This is a genomic window from Bacillus sp. PPSBB_11 (assembly GCF_038023285.1).
GTDB classification, from domain to species: Bacteria; Bacillota; Bacilli; order Bacillales; family Bacillaceae; genus Bacillus; species Bacillus altitudinis.
The window spans coordinates 613,999-637,686 of sequence record NZ_CP150633.1 but is presented as its reverse complement, the minus strand read 5'-3'; the positions used below and the strand labels follow the sequence as shown (position 1 = coordinate 637,686).

Sequence of the window (23,688 nt, the reverse complement as noted above, 5' to 3'; positions counted from 1 at the left end):
AGAGCCTTCCAATGGAGGCTCTTTCTTTAGTTCATATACGTTCCGCCATTCATATTGATGGTTTCCCCTGTGATGAAATCTGACTGATCAGAGGCTAAAAAGGTGACGGCGTTTGCGACTTGCTGCGGTGTTCCAATTGTTTTCAGAGGAATTCTTTCTAAAACAGATCTACGGTATTCATCACTCCACTGTTTGCTCATGTCTGTCTCAATTGGCCCAGGACAGACAGCATTTACATGAATGTGATGTGCTGCTAATTCTTTGGCAAGATGCATCGTTAAGTAATTGATACCTGCCTTTGAAACGCCGTAAGCGGGTGATGCATTGTGATGAGGGGTTTTGCCAGTAGTTGAACTCATGTTGACAATCTTCCCGCCTTGCTGTTTGATCATGTCAGGAATGACTGCTTGACACATGAGAAACGTACCCGTCAAATTAATATCAATTAGTCTTTTCCATTCATCAACAGATGTATCGACTGTTGATTTCCGCAAATTGATCCCAGCATTGTTGACCAATATATCAATCTGTCCGAAATGGTTTTTTGCCTTCTCAACGAGGGAGGCAGCTGTCGCTGGTAAACTAGCATCACCAGTGACAGAAACAGCGCGTGTCTCTTCTTTATTCAGAGAGGAGCAAACGTCTTGCAATAGCACTTCATTCGTTCCGTTCAGCACCACTTTAGCTCCTTCAAAGACAAATGCCTCCGCAATGGCGCGGCCAATCCCTCTGCTTGCACCTGTAATGATTGCTACTTTGTTTTGTAAAGTCATCTATCATCCCACCCATCAGTCATAATTAAAAAGCGCTTTCATTTATTATAAAATGTGATGTTTCATCATTCAACATATAAAGTAGAAATGAAGAGATTTTGAATAAAAGTGTTTCATAATAAAACAAATACATCTTTTCCACTTCAGGGTATACTAAAAGGAACAAGCAATGGATAAGGGGGAACCTCAATGAAACTTTATACAAAAACTGGAGATCAAGGTCAAACAGGCTTGATTGGCGGGCGAGCTGATAAAGATGACGCAAGAGTAGAAGCGTACGGTACATTAGATGAGGCGAATAGTTTGATTGGACTAGCCCATGCAAACTTAAGGCAGCATGGCGAATTGTTTCAAGATATTCTATCTGAGCTAATGGTCATTCAGCATGAGCTGTTTGACTGCGGCGGTGATTTGGCAGCGGTGAAACCACCGAAAGAAGGCAAGTTAAAAGAAGAGTCTGTCACAGTCCTTGAAAAGCGAATGGACGTGTATGTAGAAGAAGCCGCACCGCTGACTAAATTTATTTTACCTGGCGGCCAGGAAGGTGCTGCCCTCTTACATGTAGCGCGAACAGTCGTCAGGAGAGCCGAGCGGCATATTGTGACACTCGCAAAGCAGGAGGAGATTCCAGCAGTTACGCTCACATATGTGAACCGTCTATCCGACTATTTATTTGCTGTCGCCCGTATTGTAAATCATCGGCTTGGTGAAGCGGATGTTGAATATGAACGAAGTGCAGACGTGTTTCGTTCTAAATGAGGAAAAGCACTCTTCTAGTCGAAGAGTGCTTTTTCTATAGATTCAACCGCTCAGTCTGAGCCATGTTACGACTCTGGTCGCAATCAAAGATCAATCTACGACACGTTTTGCCAGCTTCCTTTTTTGACTATAGTGAAAGCAAGGAGCAAGAAAGGAGGCATGAAGATGAAAATCACAAGTAAAACCATCATCGGTTCAATCCTGATGTTTATCGGTTTATCCATCTTCTTTGGTGGTTCATTGGGCGGGCTGATCCCGACTTTGATTGGGGCGTGGCTCATTTATGTAGGTGTCAAAAAATATGATAAAGGCAGTAAAACAACAGGGGTCATACTCTCTATTATCGGTGTATTGCTTGTCGCACAGTCGCTGCCATTTTTACTCGGAATCGCATTTGCTGGAGTACTTCTCTACTTTGGCTGGAAGATGATCAATGGTGAATCTGCAAAGGAATCATCCGGCAGAACAACATATATGGAGCCAAACACGGCACCGAACATGAAAGAACCGATGCACACGTCATTTGATCAAGAATGGGAAGACTTTTTAAAGAAAAAATAAAGGGAGGAATATGAAATGGTATTAAGAAGAGTACGTGATATGTTTGTTGCAACAGTCAATGAAGGTTTAGATAAATTGGAGAATCCGCGTGTCATGCTGAATCAATATGTTCGTGATATGGAGGACGATATTGCCAAAGCGAAGCATGCGATCATTAAACAGCAAGCCATTCAGCAAGGTTTCTTGAGAAAAGCAGAAGAAACAGAAGAATTTGCTGATAAGCGAAAGAAACAGGCGGAGCTGGCGTTTCATGCAGGAGAAGAAGAACTTGCACGGAAAGCACTGACTGAAATGAAGTATTTTGAAGAAAAGCACAATGAATATCAAGATGCCTATCAGCAATCTGTTAAACAACTGAAAGAGCTGAAAGAACAGTTGCAGCATCTAGAAACAAAGCTGCGTGATGTTAAAGACAAGAAGCAAGCGCTGATTGCAAGAGCCAATGCCGCACAGGCAAAGCAGCATATGAATGAATCTATGAATAAAGTTGATAGTGAAAGTGCTTATAAAGAATTTCTACGCATGGAGAACCGTATAGAGGAAATGGAGACAAAAGCGGGCAGCTATGCACAATTTGCTGATCAGGGTGCATATGCTCATCTTGATTACGCTGATGAGGTTGAAAAGGAATGGCAAAAGCTTCAACGATCAAAGCAGCTTGAGAAACAGCCGGCAAACTAATGGAAATGTGTCAAAACGGAAGAAAAACAGGATTTTTCTTCCGTTATTTGATTTCTTTCTGTTTCGCTTTTCCTTATAATAAAAAGGTCAAAGGATAAAGGGATGATATAAATGAAACGGTTCATTGGTCTAATTTGTATACTTGTTGGTGTTTTTTTGATGATTGGGATGCTTTTCAAAAATGGAGATCTCTCTCATTTGAGCTTTTCTCGTGATAAAGCGGTCACAACAGCTTCAGCGAAAAAGGATGAGGTTGAACAATTAGATATCTCTCTTTCTGGATTTCGCATCAAGGTGGAGCCGGAAGATCGTTCGGATATTTCTGTGATGGTTGTGAATGGAAAAGGGAAAATGTATGCGGAACAAACAGGCGGAACCTTCAAAGTCCGTGCTGAAAATAAAGGATTTTTGTTTTTCTCTGCATTTGAAAAAGGAGAACTCTTAGTCAAAATTCCAACAGATTATCATAAAGATGTGAAAATAACAGGTGGAATCGGCGTGAGCGAAGTAAATGGCGAAGGAAAGCTGTCTCTTCAAGATGTGACGCTCAAATCAACGAGCGGAAACCTCACAGCTGAGAACTTCTCAGCAAATCGTGTGGAAATCAAAGCGACTTCTGGCAGACTTTCAGTGTCTCATATTGATGCGAAGGAAAGTGATATTGGTGCCACTTCTGGTCGTGCTGATATTCAAGATGTAAAAGGAAAGCTGCAATTAGGCATGACAAGCGGCAGGCTGACAGCAAGCTTTGATACAATTGATTCACCAGTCGACTTTCACATGACATCAGGCAGTGCGAAATTGAACTTGCCAGATGAGGGAGATTTCAAAGTTCAAGTGAAAAAAACGAGTGGACGTATTGATCATTCGTATGATTTTGACCAAGCGGATAGTGAAGGCCGAGGTTTTACAGGCACGCATGGGAAAGGGACACACTTAGTCGATATTGAGATGACAAGCGGAAACTTAAAATTGCGGTAAACAAACGAAAAAAGGAAGGAGGCGAGTCAACTGCGTTTTTCTAGAAATCAAATTTTAGGCATCATTGTGGTGATTTTTGGTATTAATCTTTTTCTCAAAATTATTGGGATTGGGGCAGACCTATTTTGGCCAGTGTTTTTTGCTCTATTTGGTTATTGGCTGCACTCTCGATCTAAACGTTGGCTCGGTTCGGTTTCCTATATTTTTGCAGGCTTTCTCTTCTTGAAATTTCTACTAAATATCACGTTTAGTTTGACTGGGTATTTATTTGCTGCCTTTTTGATCTATGCGGGCTATCGTTTATTGAAAAACAAACCTGTTTTTGATGTCGATAAAAAGGATTCATCAGACGATGGAAAGCCTTCACTGAAAGTCAATCTTGAAAAAGAGGGCGATCAGAAGAAAACAAAAAGCCAGACGAAGCCGCGCAAGGAGCATGATTTCTTTATCGGTGAAGTCAGGCTGATGAAAAAACCATTTCAATTAAGCGATTTGACCATTTCAGGTTTTATTGGCGATGTCAAAATCGACTTATCAAAGGCAATCATTGCTGAGGAAGAGAGTACGATCGTCATTAGTGGACTCATCGGAGATGTCGATATTTATGTACCGCAGGATATTGAAGTATGTGTGAGTGCTTCGGCCGCGATTGGTGATATGAAAATCATTGATGAAAAAAGAAGTGGGTTCGGCAGTAAAGTGTATGTCATGACAAATGATTATGACGAAAGCAAGCGAAAAGTGAAAATCTCCATTTCTCTCCTGATTGGGGATGTGGATGTGAGGTACTTATGAGGAAACTGCATTTAGGCATCCAGTGGCAATCTGTTCGTCTTGCAGTCGGTATCTCGCTTGGTGTTGTCATCATGACGACACTCCCGATGTTTTTTTATTACCAGCTTGATCCCATGATTTTGCTGTCTACGCGGTGGTTCGGCATCCCGTTTTTTTGTATTTTACTCATTATTAGTCTCGCCATTGGTGTATCAGCGGGGCATGTGTTTGGCTATCAGCATAAAAAGCGGCTGGATCAGCTTGTAGAGTCGATTTTGAAGTTTGAAAATGGGAATTTTGCCTATAGACTGCCTTCTCTAGGTGATGATGAAATTGGTTTGGCGGCAGATCAATTAAATGAAATGGCGAAACGAGTGGAAGGGCAAGTAGCCTCCTTACAAAAGCTCTCAAATGAGCGAGCTGAATGGCAGGTTCAAATGAAAAAATCGGTTGTCTCTGAAGAGCGTCAGCGTCTAGCGCGTGAGCTGCATGATGCAGTCAGCCAGCAGCTATTCGCCATTTCGATGATGACGTCTGCGATTCTTGAAGGGATGAAGGAAAAGGATGAAAAGATTTTAAAGCAAATGCGACTTGTGGAACGAATGGCTGGCGATGCACAAAATGAGATGCGTGCACTCCTTCTGCATTTAAGACCGATCACCCTTGAAGGAAAAGACTTGAAAAAAGGCTTGATTGAGCTGCTCAATGAATTTCAGGCAAAGCAGCCAATTGATATTGATTGGGAAATAGAAGATGATGCTCCGCTGTCTAAAGGGGTGGAGGACCATCTGTTCCGAATTGTGCAAGAAGCCCTTTCCAATGTGTTTAGGCATGCAAAGGCGACAAAGGTGACAGTGCGTCTGCTCATTCGAAACCGTCAAGTTCAGCTGAAAATAATTGATAACGGGATTGGTTTTCAAACAGATCATGTGAAGACTGCTTCCTACGGACTTGAATCGATACGAGAAAGAACAAGTGAAGTAGGCGGTGTCGCAGAGATTATGTCATTTGAGGGAAAAGGCACACAAATTGATGTGAAGGTTCCCATTTTTGATGAAGGAAAAGGAGAGAACGTTCGATGATTCGAGTGCTTTTAATTGACGATCACGAAATGGTGAGAATGGGTCTTGCTGCTTTTTTAGAGGCACAGGCGGATATTGAAGTCATCGGTGAAGCGTCAGATGGACAAAAAGGTGTAGAACTAGCGGTTGAATTAAAGCCAGACGTGATTTTAATGGACCTTGTTATGGAAGGCATGGATGGCATCGAAGCAACGAAAAGAATTTGTCAGGAAATAGAGGATGCCCGGATTATTGTACTGACGAGCTTTATTGATGATGATAAAGTGTATCCAGTTATTGAGGCTGGTGCATTAAGCTATCTTTTAAAAACATCGAAAGCAGGAGAAATTGCTGATGCCATCAGGTCTGCGAGTATCGGCGAACCAAGACTTGAATCAAAAGTAGCTGGAAAGGTTATGAACAAACTCCGCCATTCATCAAATGGGTCCATTTTGCACGATTCGTTAACCGCAAGAGAAATGGAAATATTAAAGCTGATTGCCGATGGGAAATCGAATAAGGTCATTGCTGAGGAATTGTTTATTACCATCAAAACAGTCAAGACGCATATTACCAACATTCTTTCCAAGCTTGATGTAGAAGACCGCACACAAGCAGCCGTGTATGCACATCGCCATAAGCTGATTCAATAAAAAAACAGCTTTCAAATGAAAGCTGCTGGAACATGCGCAAAATTAGTCCTTATGTCCTGTGATTGGACGTTCGGATAGTTGATGGAGCTCAGGAACTGGAAAAGCCTCCTGCTCCTCGGCCGATTTGTCTTCCAGGGTTTTCTTCATCTCGGAAAGCAGTTTGACGCTTTCCTTTGCCACTGCCGCTTTTTTCTCTTGCAAATCAATGATCTGTGAAAGTCCAACAAATAAACCGCCTCCAATCAGAAGGAGCGCAGGGGTTTGTCCATAATAAATCACGATCAAAAATGTGCTTGAAAAGCTGTCGGCTTCAATGAAGAAATCTTCTTTTGATTGCATGAATACCACGACTAACAGGAGTATTCCTAGAATCAAAAATAGAATGCCGGCCGAAAGTAAAGCTCGTTTCATGATTGACACCCTTTTTTTCTTACCATTTTAACATACTCTATAAGGATTGTGTTGCGCCCTTAGTCCCGAAGTCACGGATTTTCACATTTACCTTGTAACGAATATCCGATTCACTAAAAATGTCATCCCAATGTTTTGCTTCTTTTCGGAATTCCTTCGGATAGGCAATACTCGCTTTTTGATAAAATCCACAAATATCTGCTTTGATCTCATGCTGTAATTCCCCGATAAAATCTTTTACATTTTCCTCAAGTCGATGTGCCACGACTTTCTCAATTTCTTGGAGGTATTTTTCATTAAATGAATTTTCCCGTTCATTCCAATCCTCAGACAATCTTCCATCAAGCTCCACTGACACATCAAATTCATATTTGCCACTGGCTGTTTTATGGGTGTCAATGTTGTGTTTGATTTTAAAGATCTCAAAAGAATAAATGCTATGTTCATATTGGAATTCAATCACTCCGCCTGTTGCATCTCCAGTCAGCAGGTTGTAGGACTGCACCGCTAAAGGAGAGATGTTGGTGAGAAATCGTTTGTTCTGAATAATCGAGGCACCATCCAGCATTAATTTGCCCTGACTGACACTGACTTTCGGAATGGCAAAGGATACGTTGTTTTGCATAGCAGAAGAAATATCTCCTAAGGAAACGGGCTTGAACATACGAATGGTCGTTTTTGTATTCGAAGAAATATCGTATAAGGTGGAAGCGGCAGGCTGGCCGTCGTCATTGATTTTCAGCATATCTCCAGGCTTCTCAGAGGCCATAAAGACAAGGCTTCCTCTTCGTGTTTCATTGTCCCGAATGAATTGATTGATGACCAAATCGAAATTATTTTCATTGATAAGGTCTTGAGAAAACAAATAAACCCTCAGCTGCTGAGCAAAAATGCGGTGTGTTTTTAGGGCCGTTGTACGAAAAATTTGGTGTATGGAATCACCGCTTGTCTCAATAATCTTCGTCGGATCTTTCACGCTTGATTCTTGCTCAATTTTTTGCGGAACGAGCACCTGCATAGACAGCTTCAATTTATGTCCGTCATCTCCTTTATCTACAGCAAATCCAATTGCCATGTTGAGCTCCTCGATATTTGTACTATCCCAGCACCCGCATAATAGAATCAGTGAGAAGAGCGCAAGAACCGCTTTCTTTTTCATGCTGTTTTCCGCCTCCTTTTGAAAAATACGATGATAAATAAAAGAAACGGGAGTATACCAAATAGAAGAAAGAACAAGTTGTTTACGTAGGTTAAATAGTCTCGGACCGTATCAACATCTTTTGGGAAAAGAGCGGCAAAGAAGATCACAATGCCCATCAAGGCGAGCGCGATTTTTTTAGGGAATTTAGTCAATTTGATGACTCCTATCGTAGCAAAAAACGTATATCCTACAAAGCTCGTATAAAGCTGGACAAGCCAAACAATCAGCAAAAAGGATTCAATCCGTTCAATAAAAATCCCCTGAATATCAAATGATTGAAATAAGGCAATGGTCGGCCACGTCAGAGTCGCCGTTTCTTTCACCGTGAGCGCACCAACCACAAGAATATAGGTGAAAATATAGATGATCGCAGGAATCAAAAAGCCGATGGTGCCATATGCAAAAGTGTGTTTTTGCGTATTCATATAGGCAGGCATGAAAAGCATCATTTCAATGCCGACAAACGAAATGGCCGAAGCATTCAAGGAATTGAAAACAGGGGAAATGCCCTCTCCTAAAACTGGCCGTAGGTTATCGAGCTTAAACTCTTGTACACTAAGTCCGTAGGCTACAAATAAGATGATGAGTGTGACAATCAGAAAAAAAGGGCACAGCCGGGCAAAATCACCAATCCCCCCAATCACAAGGTAAAAACCAACCAAAATAAAGCTGATCATCGTCACGGCTACAGGTGTGTTTTGAAGTAGAAAGAATTTCACCATCTCAGACATGGCTCGTACTTCATAGCTGGCAACGCCGAGAAAGTAAATAATAATCAACAGGTTGGCAAGTGAGCCAATCCATTTCCCAAGTCCTTCTTTTGTATAGTCATAGTAGGAAGAAAAGGAAACCTTTTTCATCATGAGCACATTGACAAAAATGAACACAATGTATATCACACTCATGAGTAAGAGTGCAATCCAGCCGTCAGGTGTAGGCGCAGCTTGAGCCATTGATCTTGGCAGAATCATCATACTTGCACCTAGTGTGGTATTGGCGATAATGGCACTTGCCTGATAGCTTGTGATCGACTCTTTATGATTGACCATGTCGTTCCCCTTTCTTTTGATTTTTCAAAGGCAATCTGATGATGGAATTGTCCTCATTTTTATAACTGAACACAAAATCTGGTGAAAAATATGGGGTGCCAAAGCTTTTTTGTCTTGTCAAATGAGTGAGTAAGACGAGCATAAACAGGACAAGTCCATATAAACCGAATGCAGCTGCAGTAAACATGGATACAAAGCGAAGGACACGAAATGATATCCCCATTCCATATTGAGGAAAGGTAAAGGATGCAAGTGCAATGACGCTGACAATAATGACCATAATGGAGCTGACGATATGGGCTTGTACGGCTGCCTGCCCAATGACAACACCGCCCACAAGTCCGATTGTTTGTCCAAGTGGATTAGGAAGCCTTAACCCAGCCTCTCGCAGCAGCTCAATGGTCATTTCCATGATGAGTGCTTCCACAATAGGAGGAAAGGGGACATTCTCTCGTGTGCTTGAGATGGAAATAGCTAAAGTTGTGGGCAAAAGACCTTGATGGAAGGACACAAGGGCAATATAAATGGCTGATAAAAACAATGTGAGAAAGATGGACGTAAAACGCAGCAAACGAATAAGAGAGGCGGCGATCCATCTTTCATAATAATCATCAGGTGACTGCATAATTATCGCAAGGGAAGCAGGCACAATTAAGATAAAAGGTGAATGATCAACAAAGATGGCGACGCGCCCATTGTTTAAAGCAGATGCCACTTTATCAGGCCGTTCTGTGTTTTGAATTTGTGGAAAAGGAGAATACACATTGTCTTCAATGAGCTCCTCAAGAACGCCAGAGTCTTGAATATCATCAATGGTGACTTGTTTGAGACGCTTTTTTACCTCTTTTAAAACAGAGGGCTCAACGATCCCGTCAATGTACATGATCGATACTTGGGTGTATTTCTTTTCGCCGATTTTCATATCTACTGTTTTGAGATCAGGGTTTTTCAAACGCTGTCTGACGAGAGCTAAGTTCGTGTTGATATCTTCAATGAAACCAATCTTTGGTCCTCTTACGACGGTTTCAGATGTAGCATCTCCTAAACTGCGTTTCTTCGTTCCGTGCGTTTCTAAAATATAAGCGTGCTGAAATCCATTAATCAGTACGACACAATGTCCTTGAAAAATGGCATCTACTAGTTCTTCAGAGGTTTTTACCGTACGGGTAGTCATCATTGATAAATTAGATTCTAGCTTCTCTTTTGTTAGAGTTGCATGATCTTGCAATAGCAGTTTTAAGAAGGTTTGAATCTGCATCGCTTCGTTCATTTCTTTAATGTATAAATAGTAGACAACCTGTCCATGAGGCAATGTTTTTTTCTCATGGATCAAATCATCCATGTCCTTTAACTGAGGGAGAATGACAGAGAGATTATCGTATAAGTGCTCTTTCAATGGAGTTTGATTCAAATGGATCACCCGCCTCAATTTCTTTTTCTTAGCATTACCTGCTTGAAAAAACAATATTCTGTGTTACATTATTTTGTGGTATATGAAAGAATCACGGTGTTGGAGGAAAGAAGATGGCGCAAATTCGTTTAGCAGGAACAAAAGAGGAGATCGACCTTATTCTACAGTCGTTTGACAAGCATTATGAGGTGACTTATACGTCAAAAGATTACGGAAAAACAAATCCAAAATACAAATATTCCAAAGATGTTCGTGTTTATATTGAACTAAAATTAAAATAAAGATAAAATTTTAATTGAAAACGCTTAAAGGATTTTCGTTTTTTGTATAGAATAGAGTTGAGTGATGAAGCTATGGAGGGATACATAATGACAGAATTTAGAATCGAAAAAGATACAATGGGCGAAATCAAGGTGCCACAGGACAAGTTCTGGGGTGCACAAACACAACGAAGCAAAGAAAATTTCAAAATCGGTTCTGAGAAAATGCCAAAGGAAGTTGTGAATGCGTTTGCAATTTTGAAACGTAGCACAGCGATTGCGAACGAACGTCTAGGCAACTTAGAAAGTGAAAAAGCAGAAGCGATTGCTGCTGTATGTGATGACATTATCAGTGGAAAATATGACGAGCATTTCCCGCTTGTTGTATGGCAAACAGGAAGTGGGACACAAAGTAACATGAACATGAACGAAGTCGTTGCAAATAGAGCAACTGCTTACTTGAAAGATAAAAATAGTGAATTCAGCATTCACCCGAATGACGATGTCAACCGCAGCCAAAGCTCAAATGATACATTCCCAACGGCTATGCACGTGGCAGCTGTATTAGCTGTGTACAAAAAGCTATTGCCTGCGATTGACCAGTTAAGAGCGACGCTTGATGAGAAAGCAAAAGCATACCAAGAGATCGTGAAAATTGGCCGTACGCATTTGCAAGATGCAACACCTCTTACAGTGGGCCAAGAGATTAGCGGCTGGGTGTACATGCTTGATCGTTCAAAAGAAATGATTTTAGAATCTACTGAAAAAATGAGAGAACTTGCCATTGGCGGAACAGCTGTTGGTACGGGAATTAACGCACATCCTGAGTTTGGTAAATACGTGGCAGAAGAAATCAGCCAGTTAACAGGTCAAACGTTCAATTCTTCACCAAACAAATTCCATGCGCTGACAAGTCATGATGAAATCACATATGCACACGGTGCGCTTAAAGCTCTTGCAGCTGACTTAATGAAAATTGCCAATGATGTGAGATGGCTTGCAAGTGGTCCTCGCTGCGGAATTGGTGAATTGATCATTCCTGAAAATGAGCCAGGCAGCTCCATTATGCCAGGAAAAGTCAACCCAACTCAAAGTGAAGCTTTAACAATGATTGCCGCACAAATCATGGGGAATGATGCAACAATCGGTTTTGCCGCAAGCCAAGGAAACTTCGAGCTGAACGTATTTAAGCCGGTCATCATCTATAACTTCTTGCAGTCAGTTGAATTGCTTGCTGACGGTATGAACTCATTCCATGACAAGTGTGCCGTTGGAATTGAACCAAACCTAGAAACGATCGAGAAAAACCTAAACAATTCATTGATGCTTGTGACGGCACTCAACCCGCACATCGGATATGAAAATGCAGCAAAAATTGCGAAGCTTGCGCACAAAGAAGGATTAACACTAAAAGAAGCTGCCCTTCAATTAGAACTATTAACAGAAGAGCAGTTTGAAGAGTTTGTGAAACCAGAAGAAATGGTGACACCGAAAGCAAAATAAGACACCAGAGGCCTCTGTGCCTCTGGTTTTTTTATGGAAACTCCCTGAAATCACAGAAAAGAAGTTTGATTATTTGTCACAATCATAAACCCAGGGCAACCAAGCCCTGGGTTTTATAAATGATCTTCTTTTAGAATGCGTAATAAGGAGCCTGAGACCGGCTGAAGTGGTGTGTATAATTTCAATTGGTAAAGCATGCCTTTGACGATGACTTGTCTTGGTTTTTGTTTGTTTAACTCATTTTCTAAAATGCCAAGCGCTTCAAATAAATCTGGCTCGTCTTTTACTTCATAATGTGCTTCTGCCAGTTCTCTTAATTCTTTTAATAGAGATTCTGTGAGCGGGTCAAATGATCGTTCATAAATAGGGCCGAACCAGTCGCTTGCTTGGTCCACAGAAATGAGTGGATGGTCATTTCGCTTCATCATACCGCCCATTAGATCATCGATACGGTGAATCATTGTTGCGGCAAGCTCCTCTGCTTCGAGCTGAAAATCATATAAAATGGCAAGCTCAAAGTAAACGTGACTCATGCCCTCAATCGTTAAACATAGATCAGCCATATAAGGAATGGCTGCATCTCCATACACTTGCTTAATGTTATCAATGTGCAACTGAATCGTCGCAAGTCGAATTTGCTTTGCGAGCTGCTGCGTTTCTTCGTTCAATGGGAGCGCCCTGTCGCTTAGCTGCATTTTAATAAAATCTTTTTGCTGCAAAATATTATCGTAATAGACAGTGAGCTGTTTCCGGTAGGCCTCTTTTGGTGTGCCGCCCTCTGTTTGAACCTCGTGAATCCGGGTAAATACCTTATCGTAATAGTAATGCAAGATCGAAATAAGCAGTGCTTCTTTCGATTTGAAATAAAGGTAAAACGCACCCTTTGACATGTGGCATTCATCTGCAATTTCCTGAACAGACGTTGTATTATAGCCTTTGCTGGCAAATAACTTCATACCAGCCTCAATAATCATTTTTTCTTTCTTTTTCAATATGAATGTCATCCTTTCTTACCGAGAGACAAATGTCTTAGGAAACGTGCGCAAAGAGATGTGACTTATCGGTCATAAACGACAAAACTTTTCAAAAATTAATCAGATTGTAACTTGTTTTTTACAGTGTAATTCTTTATATTATAAAGTAAGGTGACCAACCGGTCAAAAAATGTGAAAGGATGATGTTCCATGAGAGAAATTGATGATATGATTAGACGCTTGAAAACAAAAGGAATTCAAGTAGAAAAAGTCAAAATGCCGAAAGAGACAACCATTGAAAAGAAATGGATGTATCAAGCTGGCAAGAAAATCAAAGCCACATACCGTGATTTCAATGGGTATTCATTCATCTAAAAAAGACTGCGGTGTAAAACCTACAGCCTCTTCTTTGGAACAGTGATCGTATAGCGTACACCTAGTTCATCATTTTCAATTGATATGGACGCTTGATGCATTGAAAGAATTCGTTTGACAATGCTTAATCCAATGCCGAATTCGCCCTTTTTTCCCTTACTAAAAGGTTCGTATAGGCTGGATAGCATGTGTTCTTCAATTGGAGGGCCATCATTACGAATGACGATGCGAATTTGATCCTCTTCCTGCTTCATATGAATATCAATTTTACTTTTTGCGTAGCGAAGTTGATTTTCTAATACATTTTCAAATAGTTTGCTCCATTGTTCTGGATCGCCTTCAAGTGCAGCCTCATCATCTAAGTCCACGTTCCACTGCAATTCATTTTTCGACCAGCGTAAACGGTCAACCACTTCCAGCATTGTATTACTCACAAGGAAGGGAGAATGCGCCGGATGTTGTTTTGATAAATAATCAAGCTTTGTTAAATACAGCAAATCTTTGATTTTCTTCTCAAGCTTTTCCGCTTCGCCTTCAATCACTTCCACCGTTTGTTCAAGATCTCCTTTAGGGAAAATTCCATCTTTAATAGACTGCGTATAACCGCGGATGACCATCACAGGTGTTTTTAAGTCGTGTGATATATTTTGCAAAAGCGTTCGTTCTGTTTCATCCTTTTGAATGAGCTTTTGTCTCATTTCTTCAATCGTATGCCCCAGTTTGCCAATTTCATCTTGCCGGTCAACAATCACAGGATCGTCCCAGTCTTCTTGTGCAATGCGCTTGACGTGCTTTTCAAACGCGACGATTGGACGTGATAAGTAGCGGGCGAGCCAAATCGATGGAATCCAGCTTAGTAAAATAACAGTTCCTAAGATGAAAATCAGCTGTTTAAACAGTGTAAAGGACAAGTCATCTCGATAAGAATCGGGTGCATATGACAAGAGAATATATTGTGTATTGCCAGTTGAGACTTTTTTGATCACAAAAAAGATATGCTGGCCATTCACTTCTTCAGAATAGCGTTTTGTTGCGCTTTTTTGTTTTTTAACAAAGGACTGCACTTTTTCAATAAAGGCATGCGGGAAAAACTGAGCCATTTGATTTAATTCATCTGACGGAATCAGAATGTGCTGAACCGAGCGGTTTTCTGGTGTCGACTTTGGTGAGCCGTCTCGATTCAGAGGGTATTCTGTTAACACTTGCTGCTCGTTTTCGATGTTTTTATAAATTTCATTCGTAAAGAAGCTGCGTAATGTATTTGAAAATAAAATGATCAGGACAATCGAGATGGTGAGTAAAATGCCAGAGATGACAACCCAAATTTGAAAAGCGAGTGGTTTGTTCTTCATCCTTTTAGCATCCTATAGCCAAATCCATAAATGGTCTCGACTTTTAAGTCAGGCATTTTTTTTCGCAGCCGTCTGACAAGATCATCGACCACACGATCTGTCCCGAAGTAATCGTGCCCCCAGATCTTGACGAGGATATCTTCCCGGGAAAAGGCATGTCCTTGATGATGGGTAAATAAGAGCAGCAAATCAAATTCCTTAGACGTTAAGTTAATCAGCTGATCTCCTTCATACACCTCTCTTACGTCCTCGTGAATGATATAGGAAGAAACGGGTGTGACGCTTTGCTGAGGTGTGTCACTGTTTTTATATACAAGCTCCAGCAGCTTTTGCACGCGGATGATCAGCTCGCGCGGAAGAAAGGGTTTCGCAATATAATCACTGCTCCCGAGTTCTAAGCCAAGCACACGATCAATATCTGCATCACGTGCCGAAATAAAAATGACCGGTACGTCAGGCGAGGCTGCTTTGATTTCTTTAATGAGTGTGTAGCCGTCCGTATCAGGCAGCATAATATCTAAAATCCATAGATGCGGTGGCTTGTTCATGGCCGCGCGTGCCGCTTCTCCGGTTAAAAAAGAGGACACATTCCAATTTTCACTCTCTAAATATTTGGTTAACAGTTCATTTAAATTCTGCTCATCTTCAACTAAATAAATGGTGTACGACAAAGTCTTCCACATCCTCTCAACGTCATTATAACGGGATACAAAGGCGGCATGTCAACAATCACACGCTTTTTTCACAATTTCACATATTCTTCTCATTATTATCCCATAATGTTTGTTTATGATAAGCTCAAGGGAAAAAAGGGCATAGACAAAAGGCTAATGAATAGGTGCTTTTCACCAATGTGCACACCTTGCTTTTTTTCTATGAATAAGTATTATATAATTTGACATATTGTCATAAAGAATTTTTCAATGATATTGCCATTAAGAGGACATGAGTCCTGTCTAGACATATGAATGAAGCATTTCATGAAAATGATGCAAAGGAGTGCAAGCGATGGATTTCCGAAGAGAAGATGAAGAGAAAAAAATGAATGATCAAGAACACACACATCAAGAGAATGAGAAACAAATAGAAGAACCAGAAAAAGAGAAAGAACTCGTTTTTCACCATCATGAAAACGAAGCATCTGCCTCTCAGGAGAGGGTGACAAATGGGTCTCCTCAAGTGATTGATGACCGTTCGTCTAAAAAGGAGAAAAAACGAAAGGCTGCATGGCTAAGTCCGATTCTTGGAGGGATTATTGGAGGCGGTCTCGTGCTTGGCATTACACCGCTTTTACCGCAGTCACAAGATACAGCGGCAAACACTCAAACCCAAACAGCATCAAGCGAACCGGCTTCATCTGAAAATTTCTCAACAAAACAAATCACCAATGCGACGAATGTTGCTGATATGGTAGAAGATTTAGAGCCGACGATTGTAGGGGTCTCAAACTATCAATCTACACAAAACTCGTTCGGTCTTAGCGGTGATTCAACTGAAGCAGAAGCTGGAACTGGTTCTGGTGTCATCTTCAAAAAAGATGGCAAAAAAGCATACATTATCACAAATAACCATGTAGTCGAGGGTGCCAATAAATTAAAGGTCACACTATACGATGGGAAAACAAAAGATGCCAAGCTTGTCGGCAGTGACGTAATGACAGATTTAGCTGTCGTGGAAATAAATGCTGACGGCATTGATAAAGTTGCAAGCTTTGGAGATTCTTCTAAGCTTCGTGCTGGAGACAAAGTCATTGCAATCGGGAACCCGCTTGGTGCGCAGTTCTCTGGTACAGTAACAGAAGGGATTATTAGTGGTCTCGATCGTACCGTTGAAGCCAATACATCATCTGGAACCGTTGAGATGAATGTGCTTCAAACAGATGCAGCCATTAACCCTGGAAACAGTGGCGGTCCGCTGATCAATACAGACGGTCAAGTCATCGGCATCAACAGTTTGAAAATTAGCGAAAGCGGAGTAGAATCACTCGGATTTGCGATCCCAAGTAACGATGTAAAACCGATCGTAGATCAGCTGTTGAAAAATGGAAAAGTCGAACGTCCTTACCTTGGCGTACAAATGATTGACCTTGAGCAAGTGCCTGAAACGTATCAGGAAAATACACTTGGCCTATTTGATAAACAAATCGGTAAAGGCATCTATGTAAAAGATGTTTCAAAAGGATCTCCTGCACAAAAAGCAGGCTTGAAGTCTGGAGATGTCATCATCAAGTTCAAAGGAAAAGATGTAGCGAACAGCTCACAGCTGAAAGAAATCCTTTATAAAGAAACAAAAATTGGCGATAAAACGACAATGACTGTCATCCGTGATGGAAAGAACAAAAATCTTGATATTACCCTTGGGCAGTCTGATAACGAATAAAAGAAAACAGGTGGATAAACGATCCACCTGTTAGATTGTTGACAAAGGGCTAAAATGAACTTGATTTTAGCCTTTTGTCTTCTTTTTTTCAGCGTGATAGAAAACCTTTGAAGGCTAGGAAGGACGAGTACTGGCGCGGAGCGAATTTGACATTCGTGAGCACCAGCACGCAGGACTGGCAACGAATGCGAGGGTTTGTCTACACGCTGACAGGTGGATAATCGATCCACCTGTTTTTTTGTGCCTATTTTTTTGAAGATAGTGTCCGTAAAATAATGTTTTCCCATACATTCCAAGGCAAGAGCTGCTTTGCTATGAATGAAAGCCGAACACCTTTCCCGACAAGATACCTTAGCTTTTTTAGCCGCTTCTTCTCTGCAAGCGAAACCACAAGCTCTGCAACTTCGCCGGGATCTCCATAGTTGTTTTTTTGCGCCTCTATATAGGACATCATCTTTTGATAAATAGCTGTGTATTTAGAACCTTCTGCAGGCGGCGTCATTTGCTCATTCATGGAGGTGTTCCAAATGTTCGTTTGGAAAGAACCCGGCTCAATCAAAGCGGCCTGAATGCCAAACGCAGCCAGCTCAATTCGCAAACTCTCTGTATAGCCCTCTAGCGCAAACTTTGACGATACATATGGAGAGAGTGCGGGCATTCCCATGAGTCCGCTGATACTGCTCATATTCAATATTTTTGCACCGCTCGTCATCAACGGAAGGACTGCTTGTGTCATTTCCATCACACCAAAGACATTCACTTCGAATTGCTCTCGGTACTGATCAACAGGCACTTCTTCAGCAAAACCAGCATAGGCCGTTCCCGCATTGTTCACAAGCAGGTGAATGGGAGCATAGGCATTAAGCCTTTTCTGAAATGCTTGAATGGACTGTGTATCTGTCACATCTAATGCTTCAATATGTATCGATTCGAATAAAGCGGCGTTCTTTACTTCTTCGGCAAGCTTTTTCGCATTGGTTTCCTGTCTTACGCCAGCAATCACAGTGTACCCTTGCTTAGCAAGACGCAGTGTGATGAGCTTTCCGAAACCGCTGTTGGCACCAGTCACAATGGCTGTTTTATTCATCATCCGGTTCTCCTTTTTGTTTTAATCTACCATAGTCTGCTGTTTTATTGAATAACGAAAAGGGGCTTGGAGAAGAATAAAAAACGAAGCTATAAAATAGGAGGAAATACATGATGTGCTGGAAGAAGGCGGGACTGCTAGGAGTGCTGTTCTTTATGCTGTCTGGCTGTCGTTCAATCGAACCAATACAACATCCGCATGAAGCAGAAGCTGAAAGTCTGTCAGCTGTTCAAATGAAGGAACTGCCATTTCAGCATTTGCAATTGCACGTACAATATGGACAAAAAAGCGAATTATATGAAGCTACCTATCGTCAAGCAGGTGGAAGAGAAGAAGCACTCATTCGAGATCATATGAATGGTGTCCGCTATGAAGGGGAAGAAGCTTTACGTGAAATGAAGATGAAGCTAAATGATATGTCGATTCCTAGTGCAAAGCTGAATGAAACATATGTCAATGAATTATTATCTGCTTTTAATTTAGATGATGATTATCAGCGGATACGAGTCGATATCAAGCTCGAAGATGGGACAAAACGTGCATTCGAAAAGAAAAAGTAAACGAGACTTTCTCATTTTTTAATTGAAAATGATTTTCAAGATCACTTAAATCTGATACACTAAATTGAGATAAGTGAACTTTGACGTCTACATAGACGATATTCAATATAAAAAATTTGGATGAGAAAAGGAGCGTTTGAGCGGAATGAGTGCCATTTCTACTGAAGGTTTAAGCTTAGGTTACGGAGAAACAATGATCATAGACGAACTAAATGTGTCAATCCCTAAGGGTGAAATCACAGTATTTATTGGCAGCAATGGATGCGGTAAATCCACGCTACTTCGCTCTTTGGCCCGTCTCATGAAGCCAATGGGTGGTTCTGTCCTGCTTGAAGGTCATTCCATTGCCAAATTACCAACAAAGGAAGTGGCGAAACAGCTCGCCATTCTTCCGCAAGGACCGGAAGCGCCAGAAGGGTTAACGGTACATCAACTCGTCAAGCAAGGGCGATATCCTTATCAAAATTGGCTGAAGCAATGGTCAAAGCAAGATGAAGAAGCGGTAAATCGCGCACTGAAGTCAACGAAGATGGAAGACCTTGCTGATCGAACGGTTGATTCATTATCAGGTGGACAAAGGCAGCGTGCATGGATTGCGATGACATTGGCACAGGAGACGGATATTATTCTATTAGATGAGCCAACAACGTATTTAGACATGACGCACCAAATTGAAATCCTTGATCTTCTTTTTGATTTAAATGAAAAAGAGCAGCGCACGATTGTCATGGTTCTGCATGACCTCAATCTCGCTTGCAGATATGCGCATCACCTTGTGGCCATTAAAGACAAGTCAATTTATGCAGAAGGAAGACCGGAAACTGTCATTAACTGTGATCTTGTGAAAAATGTCTTTGATATGAACTGCCAAGTCACAACAGATCCTTTATTCGGAACACCGTTATGTATTCCGCACGGCAGAGGACGCTGTATTGTCCAACAGGCACAAGCTGAGACATTTCTTGCTGCAAGATAATCGTATGTGAAAAGCCTGACATCTGTTACACGCAGAGTCAGGCTTTTTTCTGAAAAAAGGAGCGGAATACCAATGGGAAATGAATTAGATGAAAAGCTCGAAGGCCTGCTTGATAAATATACAGAGCTGCTGCTTGGTGAAACAAATGAGGAACTGAAAAGAGATGTCTCGCAGTGGATCATCTATTCTCATATTGCCAAAAGCATGCCGCCTTTAGCCAAGCATTTTAATGACACGTATCCAGAGGCAAAAGAAGACATCAAAGAAACGATTCAGCGGATCAAGCAATTAAATGAAGCTCATCGTGCCAATAAAGACCGTTAAAAAACTGCCAGTACGAGCTGGCAGTATCAGATTGTTGACAAAGGGCTAAAATGAACTTTATTTTAGCCCTTTGTCTTCTTTTCAGCGTGATAGAAAACCTTTGCAGTCTAGGAAGGACGAGCATCGGAGCGGAGTGAATTTGACATTCGTGAGCACCGAAGCGCAGGACTGACACCGAATGCGAGGGTTTGTCTACACGCTGAAACTGCCAGTACGAGCTGGCAGTTTTTCTTTATGACATGGGTGATGATCCGTACGGTGATTGATCTGTCAGTGTTTGCTGGAACTTTTGATGTGCCTGCTGGAGCTTCTGCTGGTCAGCGGCTTCGACAGAGTACCAGCCATATTTGAACATGACATCATATAAATGTCTTTGCGTTTTTTGTGTTTCTAGCGCAATTCGCTGAATATCTTGGTAAAGAGATTCATGGCTGAATTCATTGAGCGCTGTGTTATATCCGCTTGTCATATATTTTTCAGTCGACAAAAGGTCTGTGACAAAGTCGCGATCGTTCATGTTTGTCGTTGTTGGAACCGGCGTTTGTGGATTCCCGATTTTTTGTTGGTTTTGCTGTTCCATGTCTGTTACCTCCTATTGCATAAAGCCAGAAGACTGGCCTTGCCCTGAGCTGCCTAAATGCTGAAGAATTTGTGTGTAATGCTGATGATGCATTTGGCCAACTTGATTGAGTTCTTGTTTCAATGTTTGATCCTGACAATGCTCGGCCATAAAATGAGCCTTTTTCATGGCGATCAAATTCCAGTTCAGCATATCCTCTAGGTACAAGGAATCTTTTACTGAAATCACCTGTGGGGGCATATTCATTTGCTGGTTGTTCAAGATGTGTTCCTCCTTACGATTTCTTTTTATATTGCTGATTTTGACTGGTCTTTTTACCACCTAGGTCTGCTTCTTGTGATGGACCTGCGTTTCCTTTCACACTTGCAGCACTTACGCCTGCTTTTGATGGGTTCTTTTGCAAACGAGACATGTGGACATCACCTCCATTCTTACAATTCCCCCTCGTCTTTAATTCATACGCTGTAAAGAAAGTCGCATGAGAATGTGTAAATTTTTGAAATCTGCTATTGAACTGTTTCGGAAAATCTTTTAAGATAAAGAAAGAGGCATTGCTTTTTTTTGGACAAAAAATGAATGACTGTTCATTCAAAATGTTTAGGGGGATATTTATGGGCAAACATATTCGCAAGGCGGCTGTCATTGGTTCAGGTGTCATGGGCTCAGGCATTGCTGCACATCTAGCCAATATCGGGATACCAGTAACATTGCTAGATATTGTGCCACATGAACTGACAAAGGAAGAAACGGCAAAAAAGCTAACGCTTGATCACCCTAGTGTTCGGAATAGATTAAGCCAAGACGCAATGAAAAAATTGTTAAAGCAAAAGCCAGCACCTCTTACTTCAGCCAAAAACCTATCATACATCACACCCGGAAATCTCACAGATCACCTTTCCTTATTACACGATGCTGACTGGATCATTGAAGTCGTGACTGAAAAGCTCAGCATTAAACAACACGTATTCTCTCTCATCGACGAACACCGCAAAGAAGGCAGCATCGTATCCAGCAATACATCCGGTATTTCTGTTGAAAAAATGGCAGAAGGCCGATCAGCTGATTTCAAACGCCACTTTTTAGGCACTCACTTTTTTAACCCAGCTCGTTATTTAAAGCTGTTAGAAGTAATTCCTATTCAAGAAACAGATCCAGAAGTACTCTCATATATGAAAACATTTGGTGAAGATGTACTTGGCAAGGGTGTGGTCGAAGCAAAAGATACACCGAACTTTATTGCCAACCGAATTGGCACTTATGGGCTTCTTGTCACAGTGCGTGAAATGCTGGAGAACAAATACACGATCGGAGAGGTCGATTCTGTTACAGGTCCACTCATTGGCAGACCGAAAAGTGCGACCTTCCGCACACTTGATGTGGTGGGACTCGACACATTTTCTCATGTAGCCCGCAATGTGTATGAACAGGTAGAAGGAAAGGAAAAAGATATTTTTCAGCTGCCTGAGTTTATGGAAAGAATGCTCGAAAAAGGGTGGATCGGCAGCAAAGCAGGGCAAGGATTTTATCAAAAAAACGGAAAGACCATTTTAGAGCTTGATCCTGTCACACTCACATACGGAGAACGGACAAAGCTAAAGGATCCGGGCATTGACATTGCCAAGCAGCAAAAGGGGATAAAAGCGAAATTGAAAGCGCTTATTTATCAAGACGGCCGTGCTGGGCAATTGCTTTGGAATATGACCGCACCTGTTCTTCTTTATTCAGCTCATCTAAAAGGCGACATTGCGGATGATATTCAGTCCATCGATAACGCCATGAAATGGGGATTTGGCTGGCAGCATGGCCCGTTCGAGCTGTGGGATGCGATTGGCGTGAAAAAAGCCGTCAGTCGAATGGAAGCGGAAGGGCACAGCATCCCGTCGTGGGTGCAAGATATGCTTTCAGAAGGACATGACACGTTCTATCAAGAAAATGCCGAAGGAGACCGTGCATTTTATCAGAATGGTGCTTATGAACAGGAAAAAGGGAACGACAAGAATATTTCGTTAGCTAGATTGAAAAAGAAACACGATGTCATTTTTAAAAATACAGGTGCAAGCTTGATCGATATCGGGGATGATGTTGCCTTGCTTGAATTTCATTCGAAAAGCAATGCCATTGGGCTTGATGTCATTGATATGATCAACCGTGCTGTAGATGAAACGGAAAAGAATTATAAAGGGCTGGTCATCGGTAACCAAGGAAAGAACTTCTGTGTTGGTGCGAATCTCGCCTTAATTTTAATGGAAGCACAGGACGACAACTTCTTTGAAATTGATTTTGTCATTCGCAGGTTCCAGCAGGCGATGATGAAGGTGAAGTATAGTGACCGTCCAGTTGTGGCTGCACCATTTGGTATGACACTTGGCGGAGGGACGGAGCTTTGTCTACCAGCAGCCGCTATCCAAGCGTCCAGTGAAACGTATATGGGGCTTGTCGAAGCGGGAGTCGGACTCATACCGGGCGGAGGCGGAAACAAAGAACTCTATATTCGCCATCTGCAAGGAGCGGAAAAGCCATCAGCAACTGCGATCCAAGATGCTACGCTACAAACCTTTGAAGCCATTGCGATGGCGAAGGTATCTACGTCAGCAGAGGAAGCGCGTGATATGAAGATGCTCCGAGTGAATGACCGGATTAGCATGAATGGTGATCATTTAATCCATGATGCGAAACAACTCGTTCTTTCTCTTGATGAAGCGGGTTATCGTGCACCTCTGAAGCGAAAGGTGCCCGTGATGGGGGAAACAGGCTACGCAGCAATGGTTCTGGCTGCTGAAAACATGAGATTGTCTGGATACATTTCAGATCATGACATGACCATTGCGAAAAAACTAGCGCATGTCATTTCTGGCGGCAAATTGCCATTTGGTACAGAGGTGGATGAACAATACTTATTAGAGCTTGAAAGAGAAGCCTTTTTAAGTCTTGTAGGGGAAGTCAAATCTCAGGCACGCATGCAGCACATGCTCGTTAAAGGAAAACCTTTACGTAACTAGGGGG

Annotated in this window: 27 protein-coding genes; 15 read left to right on the top strand and 12 right to left on the bottom strand. The window is 41.7% G+C overall.

Features of this window, described 5'->3' with window-relative positions; genetic code table 11:
- Positions 1-26: 26 nt before the first annotated feature.
- On the bottom strand, positions 27-773 hold the full coding sequence (locus V7L95_RS03265; RefSeq protein WP_076821085.1) for a 3-oxoacyl-ACP reductase family protein: 747 nt from the start codon (positions 771-773) through the stop codon (positions 27-29).
- A 189-nt stretch (positions 774-962) separates the two neighbouring features.
- Here V7L95_RS03265 and V7L95_RS03260 point away from each other — a divergent pair, with 189 nt between their 5' ends.
- The 7 genes from V7L95_RS03260 to V7L95_RS03230 all read left to right on the top strand — a co-directional run bounded on the left by V7L95_RS03260 (position 963) and on the right by V7L95_RS03230 (position 6,243).
- Positions 963-1,532, top strand: a complete 570-nt coding sequence (locus V7L95_RS03260) for a cob(I)yrinic acid a,c-diamide adenosyltransferase (RefSeq protein WP_007500294.1) — start codon at positions 963-965, stop codon at positions 1,530-1,532.
- Positions 1,533-1,697: 165 nt separating this feature from the next.
- Positions 1,698-2,093 carry a hypothetical protein gene (locus V7L95_RS03255; protein WP_340967977.1) on the top strand — a complete coding sequence of 132 codons (396 nt, stop codon included), beginning with the start codon at positions 1,698-1,700 and terminating at the stop codon, positions 2,091-2,093.
- A 15-nt stretch (positions 2,094-2,108) separates the two neighbouring features.
- Positions 2,109-2,774 carry a PspA/IM30 family protein gene (locus V7L95_RS03250; protein ID WP_340967975.1) on the top strand — a complete coding sequence of 222 codons (666 nt, stop codon included), beginning with the start codon at positions 2,109-2,111 and terminating at the stop codon, positions 2,772-2,774.
- Between the two features lie 111 nt (positions 2,775-2,885).
- Positions 2,886-3,755 (top strand): DUF4097 domain-containing protein, encoded by an 870-nt coding sequence (locus V7L95_RS03245; protein WP_340967974.1) that lies wholly within the window; start codon positions 2,886-2,888, stop codon positions 3,753-3,755.
- Positions 3,756-3,785: 30 nt separating this feature from the next.
- A complete protein-coding gene (gene liaF / locus V7L95_RS03240) occupies positions 3,786-4,550 on the top strand; it encodes a cell wall-active antibiotics response protein LiaF (protein ID WP_234884901.1) in 765 nt (254 codons plus the stop codon).
- Positions 4,547-5,611, top strand: coding sequence for a two-component system sensor histidine kinase LiaS (liaS, locus tag V7L95_RS03235; RefSeq protein WP_007500303.1), 1,065 nt, complete (start codon positions 4,547-4,549; stop codon positions 5,609-5,611). The genes liaF and liaS overlap by 4 nt, the downstream gene beginning before the upstream one ends.
- Positions 5,608-6,243, top strand: a complete 636-nt coding sequence (locus tag V7L95_RS03230) for a response regulator transcription factor (RefSeq protein ID WP_007500305.1) — start codon at positions 5,608-5,610, stop codon at positions 6,241-6,243. The genes liaS and V7L95_RS03230 overlap by 4 nt, the downstream gene beginning before the upstream one ends.
- A gap of 42 nt (positions 6,244-6,285) precedes the next feature.
- Here the strand turns inward: V7L95_RS03230 and V7L95_RS03225 are convergent, their stop codons facing one another.
- Genes V7L95_RS03225 through V7L95_RS03210 form a run of 4 tightly spaced genes read right to left on the bottom strand, consistent with a single transcriptional unit; the run spans position 6,286 to position 10,315 of the window.
- Positions 6,286-6,654 carry a hypothetical protein gene (locus V7L95_RS03225; RefSeq protein WP_265154534.1) on the bottom strand — a complete coding sequence of 123 codons (369 nt, stop codon included), beginning with the start codon at positions 6,652-6,654 and terminating at the stop codon, positions 6,286-6,288.
- 37 nt (positions 6,655-6,691) lie between these two features.
- Positions 6,692-7,813: a Ger(x)C family spore germination protein gene (locus V7L95_RS03220; protein WP_041507750.1), complete on the bottom strand. Its 1,122-nt coding sequence runs from the start codon at positions 7,811-7,813 to the stop codon at positions 6,692-6,694.
- Positions 7,810-8,904: an endospore germination permease gene (locus V7L95_RS03215; protein WP_081114492.1), complete on the bottom strand. Its 1,095-nt coding sequence runs from the start codon at positions 8,902-8,904 to the stop codon at positions 7,810-7,812. The genes V7L95_RS03220 and V7L95_RS03215 overlap by 4 nt, the downstream gene beginning before the upstream one ends.
- Complete coding sequence (locus V7L95_RS03210; RefSeq protein ID WP_081114491.1) at positions 8,891-10,315, bottom strand: spore germination protein; 1,425 nt, start codon at positions 10,313-10,315, stop codon at positions 8,891-8,893. Before V7L95_RS03210 ends, V7L95_RS03215 begins: the two co-directional genes overlap by 14 nt.
- A gap of 113 nt (positions 10,316-10,428) precedes the next feature.
- Between V7L95_RS03210 and V7L95_RS03205 the strand changes: the two genes are divergently transcribed.
- Together V7L95_RS03205 and fumC are read left to right on the top strand one after the other, a co-directional pair.
- Positions 10,429-10,596: a YvzF family protein gene (locus V7L95_RS03205; RefSeq protein ID WP_017359274.1), complete on the top strand. Its 168-nt coding sequence runs from the start codon at positions 10,429-10,431 to the stop codon at positions 10,594-10,596.
- Positions 10,597-10,683: 87 nt separating this feature from the next.
- Complete coding sequence (fumC, locus tag V7L95_RS03200) at positions 10,684-12,078, top strand: class II fumarate hydratase (RefSeq protein WP_017359275.1); 1,395 nt, start codon at positions 10,684-10,686, stop codon at positions 12,076-12,078.
- Positions 12,079-12,191: 113 nt separating this feature from the next.
- Here the strand turns inward: fumC and V7L95_RS03195 are convergent, their stop codons facing one another.
- Positions 12,192-13,070: a TetR/AcrR family transcriptional regulator gene (locus V7L95_RS03195; RefSeq protein WP_017359276.1), complete on the bottom strand. Its 879-nt coding sequence runs from the start codon at positions 13,068-13,070 to the stop codon at positions 12,192-12,194.
- 192 nt (positions 13,071-13,262) lie between these two features.
- Here V7L95_RS03195 and spxO point away from each other — a divergent pair, with 192 nt between their 5' ends.
- Entirely contained in the window at positions 13,263-13,427 is a 165-nt protein-coding gene (spxO, locus tag V7L95_RS03190) for an anti-adapter protein SpxO (RefSeq protein ID WP_096881830.1), read from the top strand.
- Between the two features lie 20 nt (positions 13,428-13,447).
- Here spxO and V7L95_RS03185 read toward each other — a convergent pair whose 3' ends face one another.
- Both V7L95_RS03185 and V7L95_RS03180 read right to left on the bottom strand, forming a co-directional pair.
- Positions 13,448-14,779 (bottom strand): HAMP domain-containing sensor histidine kinase, encoded by a 1,332-nt coding sequence (locus V7L95_RS03185; RefSeq protein ID WP_017359277.1) that lies wholly within the window; start codon positions 14,777-14,779, stop codon positions 13,448-13,450.
- The gene (locus V7L95_RS03180; protein ID WP_008347066.1) at positions 14,776-15,450 is read right to left on the bottom strand and encodes a response regulator transcription factor; all 675 of its coding nucleotides are present in this window, start codon (positions 15,448-15,450) and stop codon (positions 14,776-14,778) included. The genes V7L95_RS03185 and V7L95_RS03180 overlap by 4 nt, the downstream gene beginning before the upstream one ends.
- 337 nt (positions 15,451-15,787) lie before the next feature.
- Between V7L95_RS03180 and V7L95_RS03175 the strand changes: the two genes are divergently transcribed.
- Complete coding sequence (locus V7L95_RS03175) at positions 15,788-17,158, top strand: trypsin-like peptidase domain-containing protein (protein ID WP_008347064.1); 1,371 nt, start codon at positions 15,788-15,790, stop codon at positions 17,156-17,158.
- Between the two features lie 244 nt (positions 17,159-17,402).
- Here the strand turns inward: V7L95_RS03175 and V7L95_RS03170 are convergent, their stop codons facing one another.
- On the bottom strand, positions 17,403-18,245 hold the full coding sequence (locus V7L95_RS03170) for an oxidoreductase (protein WP_079919096.1): 843 nt from the start codon (positions 18,243-18,245) through the stop codon (positions 17,403-17,405).
- 113 nt (positions 18,246-18,358) lie between these two features.
- Here V7L95_RS03170 and V7L95_RS03165 point away from each other — a divergent pair, with 113 nt between their 5' ends.
- From V7L95_RS03165 to V7L95_RS03155, 3 genes are all read left to right on the top strand, one after another.
- On the top strand, positions 18,359-18,805 hold the full coding sequence (locus V7L95_RS03165; RefSeq protein WP_171465740.1) for a YusW family protein: 447 nt from the start codon (positions 18,359-18,361) through the stop codon (positions 18,803-18,805).
- Positions 18,806-18,950: 145 nt separating this feature from the next.
- Positions 18,951-19,781: an ABC transporter ATP-binding protein gene (locus V7L95_RS03160; RefSeq protein WP_008347057.1), complete on the top strand. Its 831-nt coding sequence runs from the start codon at positions 18,951-18,953 to the stop codon at positions 19,779-19,781.
- 72 nt (positions 19,782-19,853) lie between these two features.
- A complete protein-coding gene (locus tag V7L95_RS03155; protein WP_017359282.1) occupies positions 19,854-20,105 on the top strand; it encodes a YusU family protein in 252 nt (83 codons plus the stop codon).
- Positions 20,106-20,337: 232 nt separating this feature from the next.
- Here the strand turns inward: V7L95_RS03155 and V7L95_RS03150 are convergent, their stop codons facing one another.
- From V7L95_RS03150 to V7L95_RS03140, 3 genes are read right to left on the bottom strand one after another with little or no spacing between them, the layout of a single operon-like run.
- A complete protein-coding gene (locus V7L95_RS03150) occupies positions 20,338-20,685 on the bottom strand; it encodes a spore coat protein (protein ID WP_007500333.1) in 348 nt (115 codons plus the stop codon).
- A gap of 12 nt (positions 20,686-20,697) precedes the next feature.
- Positions 20,698-20,949 carry a hypothetical protein gene (locus V7L95_RS03145; RefSeq protein WP_060698253.1) on the bottom strand — a complete coding sequence of 84 codons (252 nt, stop codon included), beginning with the start codon at positions 20,947-20,949 and terminating at the stop codon, positions 20,698-20,700.
- Positions 20,950-20,959: 10 nt separating this feature from the next.
- Positions 20,960-21,097, bottom strand: coding sequence for a YuzL family protein (locus V7L95_RS03140; RefSeq protein ID WP_008347049.1), 138 nt, complete (start codon positions 21,095-21,097; stop codon positions 20,960-20,962).
- Between the two features lie 199 nt (positions 21,098-21,296).
- Here V7L95_RS03140 and V7L95_RS03135 point away from each other — a divergent pair, with 199 nt between their 5' ends.
- Positions 21,297-23,684, top strand: a complete 2,388-nt coding sequence (locus tag V7L95_RS03135) for a 3-hydroxyacyl-CoA dehydrogenase NAD-binding domain-containing protein (protein WP_340967970.1) — start codon at positions 21,297-21,299, stop codon at positions 23,682-23,684.
- Positions 23,685-23,688 lie beyond the last annotated feature (4 nt).